General features: G+C 65.5%; 14 protein-coding genes and 1 pseudogene. 7 read left to right on the forward strand and 8 right to left on the reverse strand.

What is annotated here, in order from left to right:
* The first annotated feature begins 159 nt into the window (after positions 1 to 159).
* Positions 160 to 828, forward strand: coding sequence for a helix-turn-helix domain-containing protein (locus tag ACZ522_RS01165; RefSeq protein WP_464391645.1), 669 nt, complete (start codon positions 160 to 162; stop codon positions 826 to 828).
* 405 nt (positions 829 to 1233) lie between these two features.
* On the opposite strand, the gene ACZ522_RS01170 is transcribed toward ACZ522_RS01165, so the two are convergent.
* Positions 1234 to 1968: a DICT sensory domain-containing protein gene (locus ACZ522_RS01170; RefSeq protein WP_464391749.1), complete on the reverse strand. Its 735-nt coding sequence runs from the start codon at positions 1966 to 1968 to the stop codon at positions 1234 to 1236.
* A 327-nt stretch (positions 1969 to 2295) separates the two neighbouring features.
* On the opposite strand from ACZ522_RS01170, the gene glmU reads away from it, so the two are divergent.
* Positions 2296 to 3486, forward strand: coding sequence for a bifunctional sugar-1-phosphate nucleotidylyltransferase/acetyltransferase (gene glmU, locus ACZ522_RS01175; RefSeq protein ID WP_464391646.1), 1191 nt, complete (start codon positions 2296 to 2298; stop codon positions 3484 to 3486).
* A gap of 102 nt (positions 3487 to 3588) precedes the next feature.
* Here the strand turns inward: glmU and ACZ522_RS01180 are convergent, their stop codons facing one another.
* The 4 genes from ACZ522_RS01180 to ACZ522_RS01195 all read right to left on the reverse strand — a co-directional run bounded on the left by ACZ522_RS01180 (position 3589) and on the right by ACZ522_RS01195 (position 8021).
* On the reverse strand, positions 3589 to 4077 hold the full coding sequence (locus ACZ522_RS01180) for a helix-turn-helix domain-containing protein (protein ID WP_464391647.1): 489 nt from the start codon (positions 4075 to 4077) through the stop codon (positions 3589 to 3591).
* Positions 4078 to 4350: 273 nt separating this feature from the next.
* Entirely contained in the window at positions 4351 to 6168 is a 1818-nt protein-coding gene (gene glmS / locus ACZ522_RS01185) for a glutamine--fructose-6-phosphate transaminase (isomerizing) (protein WP_464391648.1), read from the reverse strand.
* Between the two features lie 3 nt (positions 6169 to 6171).
* Positions 6172 to 7344: a sugar phosphate nucleotidyltransferase gene (locus tag ACZ522_RS01190; RefSeq protein WP_464391649.1), complete on the reverse strand. Its 1173-nt coding sequence runs from the start codon at positions 7342 to 7344 to the stop codon at positions 6172 to 6174.
* A gap of 437 nt (positions 7345 to 7781) precedes the next feature.
* The gene (locus ACZ522_RS01195; RefSeq protein ID WP_464391650.1) at positions 7782 to 8021 is read right to left on the reverse strand and encodes a hypothetical protein; all 240 of its coding nucleotides are present in this window, start codon (positions 8019 to 8021) and stop codon (positions 7782 to 7784) included.
* 13 nt (positions 8022 to 8034) lie between these two features.
* On the opposite strand from ACZ522_RS01195, the pseudogene ACZ522_RS01200 reads away from it, so the two are divergent.
* The 3 genes and pseudogenes from ACZ522_RS01200 to ACZ522_RS01210 all read left to right on the forward strand — a co-directional run.
* Positions 8035 to 8436 (forward strand): annotated as a pseudogene (locus ACZ522_RS01200) (UDP-N-acetylglucosamine 2-epimerase); the annotation flags it as partial.
* Positions 8433 to 9734 carry a nucleotide sugar dehydrogenase gene (locus ACZ522_RS01205; RefSeq protein ID WP_464391651.1) on the forward strand — a complete coding sequence of 434 codons (1302 nt, stop codon included), beginning with the start codon at positions 8433 to 8435 and terminating at the stop codon, positions 9732 to 9734. The pseudogene ACZ522_RS01200 and the gene ACZ522_RS01205, both read left to right, overlap by 4 nt.
* Positions 9735 to 9940: 206 nt before the next feature.
* Positions 9941 to 10339, forward strand: a complete 399-nt coding sequence (locus ACZ522_RS01210) for a hypothetical protein (RefSeq protein ID WP_464391652.1) — start codon at positions 9941 to 9943, stop codon at positions 10337 to 10339.
* Between the two features lie 76 nt (positions 10340 to 10415).
* Here the strand turns inward: ACZ522_RS01210 and aglF are convergent, their stop codons facing one another.
* From aglF to ACZ522_RS01225, 3 genes are all read right to left on the reverse strand, one after another.
* Positions 10416 to 11213, reverse strand: a complete 798-nt coding sequence (aglF, locus tag ACZ522_RS01215; RefSeq protein WP_464391653.1) for a UTP--glucose-1-phosphate uridylyltransferase AglF — start codon at positions 11211 to 11213, stop codon at positions 10416 to 10418.
* A gap of 274 nt (positions 11214 to 11487) precedes the next feature.
* Positions 11488 to 12813: a phosphoglucosamine mutase gene (gene glmM, locus ACZ522_RS01220; RefSeq protein ID WP_464391654.1), complete on the reverse strand. Its 1326-nt coding sequence runs from the start codon at positions 12811 to 12813 to the stop codon at positions 11488 to 11490.
* An 86-nt stretch (positions 12814 to 12899) separates the two neighbouring features.
* The gene (locus tag ACZ522_RS01225; protein ID WP_379699992.1) at positions 12900 to 13232 is read right to left on the reverse strand and encodes a HalOD1 output domain-containing protein; all 333 of its coding nucleotides are present in this window, start codon (positions 13230 to 13232) and stop codon (positions 12900 to 12902) included.
* A gap of 230 nt (positions 13233 to 13462) precedes the next feature.
* Between ACZ522_RS01225 and ACZ522_RS01230 the strand changes: the two genes are divergently transcribed.
* A complete protein-coding gene (locus ACZ522_RS01230) occupies positions 13463 to 14020 on the forward strand; it encodes a metal-dependent hydrolase (RefSeq protein ID WP_379699995.1) in 558 nt (185 codons plus the stop codon).
* A gap of 72 nt (positions 14021 to 14092) precedes the next feature.
* Positions 14093 to 15403 (forward strand): sulfatase-like hydrolase/transferase, encoded by a 1311-nt coding sequence (locus tag ACZ522_RS01235; protein ID WP_464391655.1) that lies wholly within the window; start codon positions 14093 to 14095, stop codon positions 15401 to 15403.
* The last annotated feature ends 174 nt before the right edge of the window (positions 15404 to 15577 follow it).

The following is a 15577-nucleotide window of genomic DNA, read 5'->3' on the forward strand; positions in this document are numbered from 1 at the left end:
CCTTGTAATGACATGCCGTATATAACCGAAGGAACTGAGAAATAGTAATTGAGCATACTAGTTCAGTTCGCGAATCTAACGTACTACGGCTTCGGGGGCGATAGAACGGCCACACGAGGGGTGAGTAAGTATTTGTTTTTTGAGGCACTCGTACAACCGATGGCCGTGACCTTGGAGTTAGACGCGTCAGCCGAGTCGTTCCCCCTCGGTCGTGCGACGGCGAACGCCGGGCCCGCCAGCGTCGAGGCCGAACGAGTCGTCCCGTTGGACCGAACCGCCACTCCCTACATCCGGGTCGTCGCCGACGATCAGGCGCAGTTCGAAGAGACCGTTCGGTCCCACGAATCGGTCGAAACCCTCGAACTCGTCGGCGACGACGACGACGAGGCGATCTACCTGGCGGAGTGGGTCGAATCGGACGACGACTTCTCGACCCTCGTACGCGAGGTGGGCGGTGCGGTTCTCACTATCCGAGGGAAAGCCGGGGCGAACCGCTGGTTCTGGCGCGTCCGGTTCGCCGAACACGCCGCCCTCTCCCGGTTTCGGAAGATCTGCGACGCCTGCCGCGTGGACGTCGACGTTCGACGGATATTCGGCGGCATCCGACCCGGCCCCAACCCCGTGCGCGAACTCAGCGAGGGACAGCGAAAAGCGCTCACTATCGCCCTCAGAGAGGGCTACTTCGAGGTGCCGCGGCGGACGACGCTCTCGGACATCGCGAGCGAACTCGGAATCAGTCAGCAGGCGGCGTCGGAACTCGTCCGCCGGGCCGCGAACACGGTGCTCTCGCGGGCGTTGGTGAGCGAACTGGACGAGTACGCCGTCTGAACTACGACCCACCCCCGTTCGGCTGGAGAACGAACGCGTCCGGAGGTGCGGTGAACGTGCGGGCAACATTCCGTTCGTGCTTTTTCCGTCACTCCGTTACATGCCTAAGACTGTAAGGAATAGATAATGTCTCTCGATGTTGAATTATGTGTATGTAGTGACAGTATCCACTCTCGACCGGTGAGGAGCGAGACCGGACGAAACGGTTGTCGGCGGCCGGGTCGGTGAAAGCGCCGATACACCCAAGACCACGCGTGAGACACAGTGGCGTGATGACCGAATCGACCAGTCCCCCACCCCGGTGCGAACAGTGCGGCGCAGAACTGACCCGCAAGTCCACCGGAACGCTCGCCCTCTCCGCGACGACCCTCTGTCCGAGGTGCGATCGGAGCGCGTGAACTCGGGTCAGCACCGACCCGCGTCGCCGTCCGGTTCCGGGAGTGCGTACGACGTTCGGAGGTGGTCTATCACGTACTCGACCGTGTCCGGGTCGTACGTCCAGAACCCGTAGAATCGCCCCGGGTCGCGTTCTTCCGCCAGAAGCGCGCACCGATTGTCCGCCTCGGACCCGCCGTCGAATGCGACGAACCACGTGTCCCGAATCTCGGCGCTCCGTTCGAGGTGGAGTCGGACGTTCTCGACGGATCGAACGCGCGCGCTCGGACGGACGTAGGCGTGAACGGAGAGTCCGTCGCGGCCGCCGAGGCGTTCGTACGTCTCTCGCTGTCGTTCGAGGTGTTCGACCGCCTGAAAGCCGGCGTGGAGCGACCCCTCGCCGACCCGCCACGCCCGGTCCTCTATCTCGCGCGACGCCGCGAGCATCCGCCGCCGGTCGTAGGAGGTGAACGTCGTCTCGTCGAGGTGGTCGAGTATGGACCGGTACGCCGTCGGCGCGGACTCGGACGCGTCCGGGGAGTCGTCGCGCAGCAGTTCCGCCGCGTCGAGGGCGGTGACGAACGACCCCCGATGGCTCAGGACCACGAAGTTCCGCGGTCCGCCGAGCGTCGTCCGCGCCACCACCGCGAGGTTGCGGTCGGCGAACCGTTCTCGGAGTTCCTCGAGGACGCCATCTTCCGGGTTGAACGCCGTGAGCGTCTTCTCCGCGCCTTCGACGCCGGCGACGAGGTCCATCAGCGACATGCCGAGCGAGATGCGACCCACCTATTTGACAGTTTACACCGTCTCGGTCCGATCCAGACCGTTGAGCGCCGGCCGGGACAATTCAGACGGATAGTACGCGATTAACTCGAATACAAGCGGAATAACACCCTATAGAGACAGTGTTCCAGACGTGAAATTGTTGGAACGGTCGAAGTGCGTCGGCGAGCGCCGGCGACGGACGGACGGACCGGCCGGCGACCGGTCGCGAACGCGCCCGTCCGAAGACGGCGAGTAGACGCCTCCTAATCTCGCGCCGGTCGACCGTAGTCCGCAAATACATTTTCCGCGATGCCGCGTACGCCCGGTATGCAGACAGTCGTTCTCGCGGCAGGCGTCGGCAGTCGAATGGGTCCGCTCACCGAGGAGCGGCCGAAACCGATGCTTCCGGTCGCCGGCCGCCCCCTCGTCGCACACACCGTAGAGACAGCCGTCGAAGCCGGCGCGTCCGAAATCGTCCTCGTGGTCGGCTACCGGTCCGAGGACGTCCGAGAGTACTTCGGCGAGGAGTACGCGGGCGTCCCCGTCCGCTACGCCGTCCAAGAGGAACAGCGCGGAACCGCCGACGCCGTCAAGTCGGCGCTCGAAGTTCTCGACGACGGCCCGTTCGCCGTCCTGAACGGCGACGCCCTCTACGACGTGCCGTCGCTCGGAGAACTCTACGACGGCGGCCCCGCGGTCGGGTCGTTCGAGGTGGAAGATCCCACCTCCTACGGCGTCCTCCGAACCGACGGCGCGGGCCTCGTCTCCGGCGTCGTCGAGAAACCGGACGACCCGCCGTCGAACCTCGTCAACACCGGCGCGTACGTCTTCCCCGCGGAGGCGGGCGCGTGGCTTCGCGACGTCGAGGAGTCCGAGCGGGGCGAACTCGAACTGACGGACGTGCTGGACCGCCTCTGCGAACAGAGCGAGGTGCGCGCCGTCGCGTTCGAGCGGTGGTTGGATGTCGGCCGCCCGTGGGAACTGCTCGAGGCCAACGAGTGGAAGCTCGCGGAACTGGAGACGCGCATCGACGGCGACGTGAGCGACGACGCCGAACTGAACGGCCCCGTCGTCGTCGAGGAGGGCGCGACCGTTCGCTCCGGCGTCGTCGTCGAGGGACCCGCGCTGATTCAGTCGGGGGCCACCGTCGGTCCGAACGCGTACGTCCGCGGCGCGACGCTCCTCCGCCCGAACGCGAAGGTCGGACACGCCGTCGAAGTGAAAAACAGCGTCCTGATGGCGGGCGCGACGGCGGGTCACCTCTCGTACGTCGGCGACAGCGTCCTCGGACGCGACGTGAACTTCGGGGCCGGAACGCAGGTCGCGAACCTGCGGCACGACGGCGAGGACGTGAAGGTGACCGTCAAGGGCGAACGCGTCTCGACCGGACGCCGGAAGATGGGCGTCGTCGTCGGCGGCGGCGCGAAGACGGGGATAAACAGCAGTCTCAACGCGGGCGTGGTCCTCTCGCCGGGCGCGACCGTCCGCCCCGGCGAGTCGGTCACCCGCGACCGCTGAACCGCCGGCTGGCGGCGCTCTCGGGTTTTTCGAACGGAATCGTCCCGCGACCGAAGAGCCACGGGAAACGAGAGAACTACCGGCTACGGGGTCAGTGCGGCCTCAGCAGTCGCGCGAGCGACTGTACACTTGCATGAACTTCTCGAAGAGTTCGGGTTCGAGTTTGAACTGCACGTCGACGAGTTCGTCGTCCGCGTCGTAACTCACGTGCTGGACGTCCACGACGTCCATGACGGTTTCGAGGGCGTCCTCGGTGCAGTCGCTCGGTCCCTGCTGCACCTGCATCTCGTCTTCGTCTATCTGGATGGACACGCCGTCGATGCGCGTGCGATAGGACCCCTTCGACGCGCTGAGAAGGGGGTTGCACCGTTCGACGAGACCGAGTTCGTTCAGCCGGTCGAGGCGTCGATATATCGTCGACTCCGAGACGTCGCACCGCTCCGCGAGTTCCTCTGCGGTGACCGCACCGCGCTTGCCCGCGACCAAGATTTCTCGCGCCACCTCGTCGCCGAGGGAGTCGAGGAGATCGTCACTGTCTACGTCCTCCAGTTGGAGGGGCGTCGATGCCACCCAATGCGTGCTCGCTGCCATAGAGTTCCCTTTGAGAGTACCCACCTTATGTAATCGCCTCTTACTACCCCGCCCGAATTGGTAATCACCGCGTACCGGAGCCGGTAAGTCCGGCATACCGGCTGGTCGCGGAGAATGAGAAACAGTTGCAGAAACTCTCTCTCGGAGTTTTTCGTCATTTGACCCGTCGTCAGGATAAAACGACACGGTAACCGAGAAATTCTTGCCGGGAAGAAGAGAATTCGACCGATTCCGTCGGCGCGCGTCGAAGCGGTCGGGCGCGGGCGGCGCGCGTTACTGGACCGTGACGGACTTCGCGAGGTTCCGCGGCTTGTCGATGGGTCGGTCGAGCAGGTCCGCGGCGTGGTACGCCACCAGTTGGAGTTGGACGCTCGCGGGGATGCCCGCCACGTCGGGGTGGGTGTCGGGGATGGAGAGGACGTGGTCGGCGAACTCCGCGATTTCGCCGTCGGTCTTGCTCGTGATGGCGATGACGGGCGCGCCGCGAGCTTGGACCTCCTTCATGTTGCTCAGCGTCGCCTCGTCGTCGAACCCGGTGAACACCGCGAACACCGGCGTGTTCGGCGTGACGAGCGCGAGCGGTCCGTGTTTGAGTTCGGACGCGGCGAAGCCCTCGGCGTGTTCGTACGATATCTCCTTGAACTTCAGCGCACCTTCGAGCGCCACGGGGTGGGCGACGCCGCGGCCGATGAAGAAGTACGAATCGGCGTCCTGGTACTCCTTCGCGACGGCGGACGCGAGCGAGGTGTCGAGCACCTCCTGGACGTGCCCCGGAAGCCGGGACAGCGACTCCACGAGGTCGCGGGCGCTGTTGGACTGGCCGCCGGTGATGTCCTCGACGAGTCGTTCGCCGATCATCGAGAGCGCGGTCACCTGCGAGCAGAACGTCTTCGTCGCGGCGACGCCTATCTCCGGACCGGCCCGGATGAGGAGCGTCTCGTCGCACTCGCGGGTGATCGAAGACCCGACGGTGTTCGTGATGGCGACCGTCTCCGCGCCGGCGCTCTGCGCGCGCCGAATCGCGTCGAGCGTGTCGGCCGTCTCTCCGCTCTGCGTGACGGCCACGACGAGCGTGTTGGACTTCACCGGCGGCCTGACGAGGCCGTACTCGCCGGACTGGAAGGCGTACGCCGGAACGCCGCGGGCCGACAGCATGCTCGAGGCGTACATCGCCGCGTGGTACGACGTCCCCATGCCGACGAACTGGACCTCCTCGATGTCGGAGAACGTGCCGGCCGGGAAGTCGTCGAGTTCGACGGACCCGTCGAGGGCGTTCAGGCGGCCGTGGATGGTGTTCCGAAGCGCGCCGGGTTGCTCGTGAATCTCCTTGAGCATGAAGTGCTCGTAACCACCCTTCGTGGCGGTTTCGGCGCTCCACTCGACGCGTTCGACCTCGCGGTTTATCTCCCGGCCCGCGCCGTCGGTTATCTCGTAGCCGTCGGGGCGGACGGCGATGAAGTCGCCGTCGTGGAGGTAGACCACCTGGTCGGTGTACTCGACGAACGCCGGAACGTCGCTGGCGAGGAAGTAGCGCCCCGGACCGATGCCGAACACGAGGGGCGACCCCGAGCGGGTGGCGTAGATGGCCTCGTCGCCGTCGATGATGGCGGCGATGGCGTACGTCCCGGAGAGTCGGGCGATGGCCGAACGGAACGCCTCCTCGGGCGTCGCGCCGTTGTTGAGCTCCTCCTCGATGAGGTGGGGGACGACTTCCGTGTCCGTCTCGCTGGTGAAGACGTGCCCCTTCGACTCCAGTTCGGACTTGAGCGACTGGTGGTTGCCGATGATGCCGTTGTGGACCACGGCGACCCGGCCCGACTCGTCGGTGTGCGGGTGGGCGTTCTCGTCCGTGACGCCGCCGTGGGTCGCCCACCGGGTGTGGCCGATTCCGTACTCACCCGAGATGGAGTCCTCCTCGACGTTCTTGACCAGCTCGGACACCTCGCCGACGCTCTTGGTCAGCGAGATTTCTGAGTGGCCCTTGACGGCGATGCCCGCGGAGTCGTACCCGCGGTACTCCAGCCGTTCGAGTCCTTCGATGAGCGGTTCGACCGAATCGTTCTCTCCGATGCACGCAGTAATTCCACACATGGGTTAAGCAGCTATCTCCGTTTTTTCGCGCACGGTGCCGTCTACGACGACGCCCGCGCCGACGGTCGCTTCCGCGCCGACGCTGCAACCGGATTCGAGCGTCGCGTTCGGACCGACCGTCGCTCGGTCGGCCACGATGCTTCCGAGTCGCCGGTCGGTGTACAGCTTCCCGTCGACGACGACGTCCGCGCGGCCCCCCGGGGACGCCACGCAGTCGCATATCTCGGCTCCCGACCCGAGAACCGAGTCCCGGAGGAGCGCGTTCGCGCCCACGTAGGCGTCGTTCGAGACGATAGACCGCTCGATTACGGTGTTCGCCCCGACGTGGACGTTGTCCTGCAGGCACGTCCCAGAGCGGATGACCGCGCCGGGACCCACGTCGCAGTTCTGACCGATGATGACCGGACCCTCGATGACGGCGGTTTCGTGGACCCTCGCAGAGTCCGCGATTACGACCTCCGAGCCGAGTTCGTCGGCCAACACGGTCTCGGACACCGAGAGGAGCTTCCACGGGTTCGAGGGGTCGAGCCATCCGCCGTTGACGAGAATCGACGTCACCGGACCGTCGAGGTGGGCGATAGCGTCCGTGAGTCGAATCTCGCCCTGCCACGGGTCGGTCCGGTCGAGCGCATCGAACACCCCGCGGTCGAACACGTACACGCCCGCGTTGACGAGGTACCCCTCTCGTTCGACGGGGTGTTCGTCGATATCCGAGATGAGGCCGCGGTCGGAGATGACCACGCCGTACTCTTCGGGCGTGTCCGAGTGTGCGACGGCGACAGTCGCCGCCGAGTCGGTCGTCGTGTACCGTTCGAGCGTTGACGCGACGATTCTGTCGTCGATGATGTTGTCACCGTTGACGACCACGAAGTCACCGCCGACGGCGTCCTTCGCTTGGAGGAGGGCGTGACCGCTGCCTAGCTGTGATGGCTGTTGGACGAACTCTATCTCCGTATCGGGATACTCGGCCGTGAGGTGGGTCTGGATGCGGTCGCTCCGGTACCCCACGACGACGACGACGCGCTCAATGCCGTTATCGACGAGCGATTCGAGCACGAAGTCGATGACGGGACGGTTCGCGACGGGCAGCATCGGCTTCGGTAGGTACTTCGTCAGCGGTCGGAGCCGTCGTCCCTCCCCAGCAGCGAGGACGACTGCCTCGGTGATATCGCTCATCCGTTCGCCTCCCGACGCTCGTGTATCGTCACGGCGCCATCGGGCCGGACGGACTGTGAGGACATATTACCAGTAACGGTGATGGACGTCCATTGTTATGGGCAGTATGCGACCGGGGGGTCTGTCCGTTAGGACGTGCGTTTTCAACTGAATAATGGACCTCAAACAGCGGTACGAGGCCTAACACGCCCGAAACACGCCAATTCATCAATAAGATGTCATGATAGGCCCGGTAATTAGAAAAGGAGTTGACACTCCCGGGACTTACAACTTACCGTTTCGTCCGGCGCTCGAGACCGGTCGAACTCCGACTGAGGGGGCGTAATCGACGGCGTCGCGGAGGACGAGCGGAGAGTTAGGCGGGAAAAACCAGGAGCGCAGACGACGGAAAACGGAAAACGGAAAAGAGCGACCGAGCGACCGACGAGAGCGTCGAGTTACTCCTCGTCGGGCATCTCGCGGTACGTCTCCATCGCGGTCAACACGACGAGGGCGACGGTGCTGACGACCGCCCACCCGGCGTCGGGGACCAGCGCGAATCCGGGTACGCCGAGGAGTCCGGCGGCGACGACGGCGCCGACGGTGGACGCCACGGCGAGGTTCCGCTTGGGAGCGCCGGACGCGGACTCGTCCGCGGGCGTCGAGGAACCGAGGTACGGTTCCAGTTGCTCGGCCATCGGCTTGAGTTCGATATCGCCGCGGTTCTTCTCGAAGTCGATGACACTCGGAATCGAGATACCCGAACCGATACGGGCGATAGAACCACTGGAGTTCCTCGACTTCCTCTGTCTGGAGTCGGAGGCCGCGTTGGCGTTCACGGACTCGGGCGGCGTCCAAGAGGAGACGTGCATCCTCGGAACCCCCTGCGTGACGCTTCGCTACAGCACGGAGCGTCCCGAGACGGTTCACGTCGGGGCGAACTGCCTCGCCGGACTGGAACCGGGCGACATCGTCGAAGCCGCGGAGACGATGATCGAGAAGGACGGCGACTGGACGGTGCCGTTCGGCGACGGAAACGCGTCGAAGCGGATTCTCGACGCACTCGTCGCGACGGACGGCGCCGACGCCGAGAAGATGGAGGCTCTTACATGAAATTCTGCGTACACGGAATCGGATACATCGGACTCGCGACCGGAGCACTGTTCGCCAACAACGGCCACGACGTCGTCGGCTACGACCCCGACGAGGAGTTGGTCTCGGACCTGCGCGCGGGCGAACCTCGGACCACCGAGGACGACCTGCGCGAGTACGTCTTGGAGGCGATGGAGAACGGCTTCGAACCGCGCACCGAACCGGTCGAAGCCGACTGCCACCTCATCTGCGTCCCGACGCCCTACGACGAGGACGCGGGCCGGGCGGACCTGACGTACGTCGAGGCGGCGGGACGGACCGTCGCTGACCTCCTGCGTCCCGGCGACACGGTCATCCTCGAATCGACCGTCCCGCCGGGGACGACGGAGGAGGTACTCGCGCCCGTGCTGGCGGAGTCGGGACTCGCTCCGGGCGATGATTTCTCCCTCGCGCACTGCCCGGAGACGGTCCTCCCGGGGAACATCACGCACGAACTCGTCCACAACGACCGCATCGTCGGCGGCGTGGACGCGGAGTCGGCCGACCGGGCCATCGCCCTGTACGAACCCGCGACAGAGGGGACGATTCACCGCGCGCCGGACGCGACGACCGCCGAGTTCGTGAAGCTGTCGCAGAACGCCTACCGCGACGTGAACATCGCCTTCGCGAACGAGCTGGCGCGGGTGGCGGCGGACTACGGAATCGACTCCCGAGACGCCATCGCCCTCGCCAACAACCACCCGCGCGTCGACATCCTCAACCCGGGCCCGGGCGTCGGCGGTCACTGCCTGCCCATCGACCCGTGGTTCCTCGGGCAGTCGTCCGACTCGTTGGACCTCGTAAAGAGCGCTCGCCGCGTCAACGACGGGATGTCCGAGTACATCGTCGAGTTACTGGAGTCCGAGCTCGGAACGCTCGACGACGCTCGGGTCGCCATCCTCGGCGTCGCCTACAAGGGGAACGTAGACGACACGCGGCGGAGTCCCGGCCTGCGACTCGCCCGGTCGCTATCCTCCCCCCGAACGTCCGACAAGCGGGCGTCCGCCGTCACCGACGGCGGAAGCTACGTGGAGACCACCTGCGCGGAGGTGCGCCTCCACGACCCCTACGTCGAGGACGAGGTGATAGACCTCCAGTCGCTGGACGATGCGCTCCGCGGCGCCGACGCCGTCGTCGTCGCGTCGGACCACGACGACTTCGAGGACATCGACCCCGAACGCGCGGCGTCGCTCGTGGATAATCCGTTGGTCGTGGACGCGACGGCGACCCTCGACGAGGAGAACTGGCGAACGGCCGGGTTCGACTATCTCGGACTCTGAATTCGGCCGCGGGCGTCGGTTCGAGCGCCTCTCACGGCGCGAGAATAGTTGTTAACCCGGTATTAATTCTCGCGGTAATTCCGCTCTGGGAGACGTTTTTGTCGTTCGTTTGAGAAATTGGTGAAAAACACGAATTTGGCACTTTCAGCCCTTCTGACTGCTCTTTTACCACAAGACTTATTTCGTTAATGGGGCACTTGTGAGGTATGGGATGTGAACAGAACAAGGGTAACCGCGAGGGTGAGACGAACAACGAATCTGGGGTCGAGTACAGTTTGCTCGACACCGAATCGATGATGGGGACGCCGACGCTGGGGACGTTTGCGGGCAACGACGCGACGACCGAAGAGTTCGTCGAACCGGACGACGGTTCGCGCACGCTCACCATCCAACCGATCGGTGACGGCGTCGCGACGTTCGAGGTGACGACGAGCGAGCGCATCGAAGCGCTCTCGCCCGCGCACGACGTGACGATATCCGCCGGCCGAAGCGCCGAGGACGCCATCGTCGAGTCCGTTCGACACTACCGCGTCCGGGGGGACGTGACCCACATTCGTGTCAACGGACCCGCCGAGGCGTACCTCGACGGCCAACGGCTAGGATAAGACGCAGGGAGGCGATTCGTCGTCTACGAACAGGGACGTAACTAGCTCACGGCCGGCGCGAAGGGTGCGGAGACCGTCAATCGTCTTCGCCCTCGCCGGAGAGGGACACTTCTTTCGAGGATGCGTGCGCCGAGTCCGACCGCTCGACAGAGGCGTCGCCGTCCGCCGCGCGGAGGCGGCGTTCCGCCTCGTCGCGGTCCTCGGGGTAGCCGACGTCGACGCGCCACCCGTCCAGCGTGACCGCGGAGATGGTCCGCCCGGAGCGGATGAGTAGGTCGATGGCGTCGGGCAGTTCGTACTCCCCGCGGTCGGACGGTTGGACGAGGTGACACGCGTCGAAGATGGCCGGGGAGAACGTGTAGAACCCCGTCATCGCGAGGTTCGACGGCGGATCGTCGGGCTTCTCGACCACGTCGGTTATCTCGCCGTCCCCGTTCGTCACGCAGACGCCGAACCGGGACGCCTTCTCCCACGGCACCTCTTCGACGAGGAAGGCGGCGTCCGCCGCCTCCTTTCGCTGTTCTTCGACCACGTCTTCGAGGTTCGCCCGGAAGACGTTGTCCCCGAGCATGAGCATGAAGTCGTCGTCGATGTACTGTTCGGCGGTGAGGACGGCGTGCGCGAGACCCAACGGTTCCCGTTGGTGCGCGTACGTGATGGGGACGCCGCGGTACTCGTCGCCCAACCGCCCGATTATCTGCTCTTTCCTGTGGCCGACGACGACGACGAACTCGTCGGCGTCCAGCGATACGAGGTCGTCGAGACAGTGTTCGATTATTGGTTTATCGTCCACCTCGACCAGCGCTTTCGGCTTGTCGTCGGTCAGCGGTTTGAGACGAGTTCCTTTGCCGGCGGCGAGTACGACTGCCTTCATACGATTCGCTAGGAGTAGTCGGCGTATCGTTATACGGCGGATAGCGGCGCAGTGATGCGCCACATCCACCGGCGTGCGGTGTCGAACCCTTCCAACGGGCCGAGGCAGATAAGCTCACGTTCGGGCCTCACGTCGCGGCAGCGAATTGGGGAAAAGCCGAGTGCGACGAGTGGGCCTGAACGAATTCACAAACGGCCCAAAGCATTATAAATAGTATTACACCAATGCGTGAATGATAGTTGACTTGAAAGGGTTAGGAAGTCATTCGCCTCGATTAAGCGATGATTCCCTCGGACTCCACGACGTCGCGAGCGGCTTCGAGAATGTCGTTCGCCGCCGTTTCGCCCTTCGCCTCGGCGGTCACCCGGACGAGCGGTTCGGTACCGCTCGCTCGAACGAGAAACCACCCCTCGTCGGTCTCGACGCGAACGCCGTCGGTGGTGTCCACGCGGTCGTACTCCGCCAACAGCGACTCGCGGATGCGGGCCATCGACTCCGCCTTGTCCTCGACGGTGACGTTCACCCGACACGTCTCGTACCGGAACTCGTCGAGTTCGGCGACGAGTTCGGAGAGCGGACCCTCCCTGCGGACCAAATCCGCGAGGCGGAGGGCGGCGTAGTGACCGTCGGGCGCGAGCGTCTCGTCGGGCCAGATCCACGCACCGCTCGGTTCGCCGCCGAAGACGAACCCCGACTGCGCGACGGCCTCCGCGACGTGGACGTCGCCGACGGGCGTGTAGACGACTTCCCCGCCCTCCGCCTCGACGACGTCGCCGACGAGGAGACTCGTATCGACGGGGACGGCGACTTTGTCGCCCTCGGAGACGGCGTCGCGCGCGAAGAGGGCGAGGAGTACGTCGCCGGGGACGTACGAACCAGTCTCGGAGACGGCGACCATCCGGTCGGCGTCGCCGTCGTGGGCGATGCCGACGTCGGCATCCGCGGCGGGGACGGCGGCGCGCAGAAGCGACAGCGTCTCCGCGTTCGGTTCGCTCTTGCGCGCCGGGAACCGTCCGTCGGTCTGACCGTCGAGCGTGTTCACGTTCGCGTCGAGTTCGTAGAGCGCATCGACCGTGACGCGGCCGGTTCCGTTGCCTAAATCGACGAGCGCGTCGAGACCGTCCATCGACTCGAACGAGGAGGAGAGCGCTTCGACGTGGCGGCGGGCGGCGTCGCCGTCCTCGGTCTCTCGGCCGAGTTCGTCCCACCGCGCGCGTTCGACGTCGTCCGATTCGAGGCGTCGGGTGATGGCGTCCGTCTGCTCCCCGTCGAACGCCTGGCCCGAGGGGTTCCAGAGTTTGATGCCGTTGTCGGGCGCGGGGTTGTGAGAGGCGGTGACGGCGACGCCGGCGTCGGCGTCGAGCCACCGGACGGAGCGGGCGACCGTCGGAGTGGACGCGACGCCGATGCGGACGACGTCGGTTCCGCACTCGCGGAGCCCCGCGCTCAGCGCATCGGCCAACATTCGACCGCTGTCTCGAACGTCCGTCCCGAGGACGACGCGGTCCGCGTCCGCCGCGACGGCCTGACCGATACGGAGCGCCAAGTCGGCGGTGACCGTCTCACCGACCGCTCCCCGGATACCGCTGGTGCCGAACATACAGGGAGTCTGACGTGGCGGCAGTATTGGTATGCGTCACCTAAGCCGACCGGCGTTCCGACACCGTATGCGAGGTCCTCTCGCGGTCAGTTTCGTCGTTGGCGGCGGCGCATCGCGTCGCGTTGAGGGACGATTTCCAGTTTGCCCTCGGAGGCGACCGTGACGTCGTAGCCGGCGTACTCGAAGGAGACGGAACCCACGATGCCCGCCGAGGGAGCGAACACCCGGTCGAGCGCGTCCGGGTCGACCGTTTCTGCCAGCGGCGGCAGATCCATCGGCCCCACCCCCTCCAGAGCGGCGATGCTGAGAACGACGTTCGTGCTGACGAGTTCCGAGTCCTCGCAGGCGACGTGGTACGAGTCGGCACGCTTGTCGTAATCGATGCGGCTCCGCCCCCATTCTTCGGACTGTGCGGTCATTGGCTGAGTTATAGGACGGGTATTGACTATCGTATATAAACATTCCTGTTCTCCATACAGTTCATAGGATTATGCTGATCTACCATCGTATACAGACGGCTAATACTCTCGAAAAACCCGAGCTGCGGGGACGAGAGTCGGGTCGCTGAGCGTCCGCCGTCGGGCGGCTCGCCTGTCAAATTGTCACACAGACCGACAGGTAGATGAGGGCAGCGAGTGGAACGTGACCCATGTGGCCGTGGGGACATCTCGCGTTCGGATACGTCGTCTACTCGCTCGTCTCACGAATCACTCGCGGTCGCGCGCCGGCGTGGCCCGCGGTCCTGCTTCTGGCTCTCGGCACCCAAGCGCCCGACCTCGTGGACAAACCGCTGGCGTGGACGCTGAGCGTCCTCCCCAGCGGTCGGTCGTTTGCGCACTCGCTCATCTTCGGCACCGTACTCGTCGGCCTCGCCGCGGCGCTTCTCCGGCGTCTCGACTTCGACGGCGGCGGCGCGTTCGCCGTCGGGTACTACTCGCACCTCGTCGGTGACGTGCTCATCCCCCTCTCGACGGGAGATTTCGAGAAACTGGGGTTCCTCCTCTGGCCGGTGCTCTCCGTCCCCGAGGGCCACACCCCTTCGGTCGGCATCATCAGCTACCTCCTGACTCCCGACCTGACCGTCCGGTACCTCTTCGAGATGGGGTTGGCCGGACTCGTGGGCCTGTGGTGGCTCCTCGACGGTGCGCCCGGTGCCGCGGAACTGTGGCGCGCGGTGCGGCGGCGCGTACCCCGACTCCCGACCTGACGACCGGGGCGACTCGGTCGGTCAGGTCATTACGAGATTCATAATCATTGGGGTGGACTTCTAGGGGGAAGTATGGACGTCGTTCTCATCACCGCGGCCGCCGCTCGACACGACTACGTGTTCGACGGCGAAGGACGAGTGACCGATTCGCTTCCGGCGCTCTCCACGCTCGCGTCCGATTCGGCAGTCTTCTCCTGCGCTTACTCCGGGGCACCGGCCTCGAAGACTACGATGCGCGTACTTCTCACGGGGACTCACGCCACGGGTCAGAGCGCGGCGGAGTTGCCCACGTTACTCGAACGGTTCGAAGACGCGGGGTACGCCACCGCCGCCTTCCACGGTAACCCCGACGACGACGAGCTAACGTCGCGCGGGTTCACCGTCCCGGACGGCGAGAGCCGGGAAGGCGGCGTCTCCGATAAGGTCCGTCGCGCCGTCGGGCGGCGAATCGCCGACGACTCGACGCTCTCGGGCGCGCTCGAAGCGACGAACCGGACGCTCGGGTCGTCGTTCGGCGTCAACATCGCCTCGTCGTCGTTCGTTCCCGGGGAGGTCCTCACGGACCGCGCGCTGGAGTGGATGGACGAGACGGACGGCCCTCGCTTCCTGTGGGTTCACTACGGCGACGCGCTTCCCCCGCACCAGCCCCGACCGGAGACGGAGAGCGAGTCGCTCACGTCGCGTCGGGCGACGAGGCTCGCTCACGCGTGCCGACGCGACTCGGCCGACCTCTCGGAGGAGGACGAAGCGGACCTGAGGCGACTCTACCGGGGCGAACTGCAGCACCTCGACCGGTGCATCGGTTCGTTGCTGGAGGGCCTCGACGCTCGACTCGACCGCACGGAGAGTACGGTGGCGTTCGCCGGAACGAACGGGTGCGCCCTCGGCGACGGAGACGGGTGGCACGAGCAGGGACGTTCGCTGTCCGACGACTGCGTTCGGGTCCCCGTCCTCGTAGACGGTCCGACGTGCGACCCCGGCCGGTACGACTTCGCGGTGTCGGCCGTCGACGTCGTCCCGACGCTCATCGGCGCGGCGAACCGCGAACCGCCGGAGGTCGGCGCCGGATCGGACCTCGGGTCGCTCACCGACCGTCGGGTGACGGAGCGACAGGTGTTCGCTCGAACGACGGGTGACCCGCCGGAGGTGATGGTGTGCAACGGCCGGTGGAAACTCGTCCGGCGGCAGTCCGACGGACGCGAACGCCTGTACGACCGGAGTCAGGACGCGGACGGAGTTCGGGACCGGTCGGGCGAGAACCTCCCCGTCCACCGGGCACTCCGACACGCCCTCGACTGCTTCGTCGAATCGCGCGGCCTCCGCGACCGTTCCCGGTTCGGCAGCGGTTCGAGCACCGAAGCGGTCCATCAACCCGGCCGTTAAATCAGAAATAACGCCCGAATAATCCGCCCCTCGAACGCTCACTCTCCCGAACACGTCCTCTCGAAGGTTGTTCCGGTAACCGTGATTTTCATCACGCTAGACCATTATTTCATCGGAAGGTTTTTGTAATTAACCGGCTATTAACCGAGTGGATGGTGTGGAAAACCGCTTCCG

Source organism: Halopelagius fulvigenes (assembly GCF_055398025.1).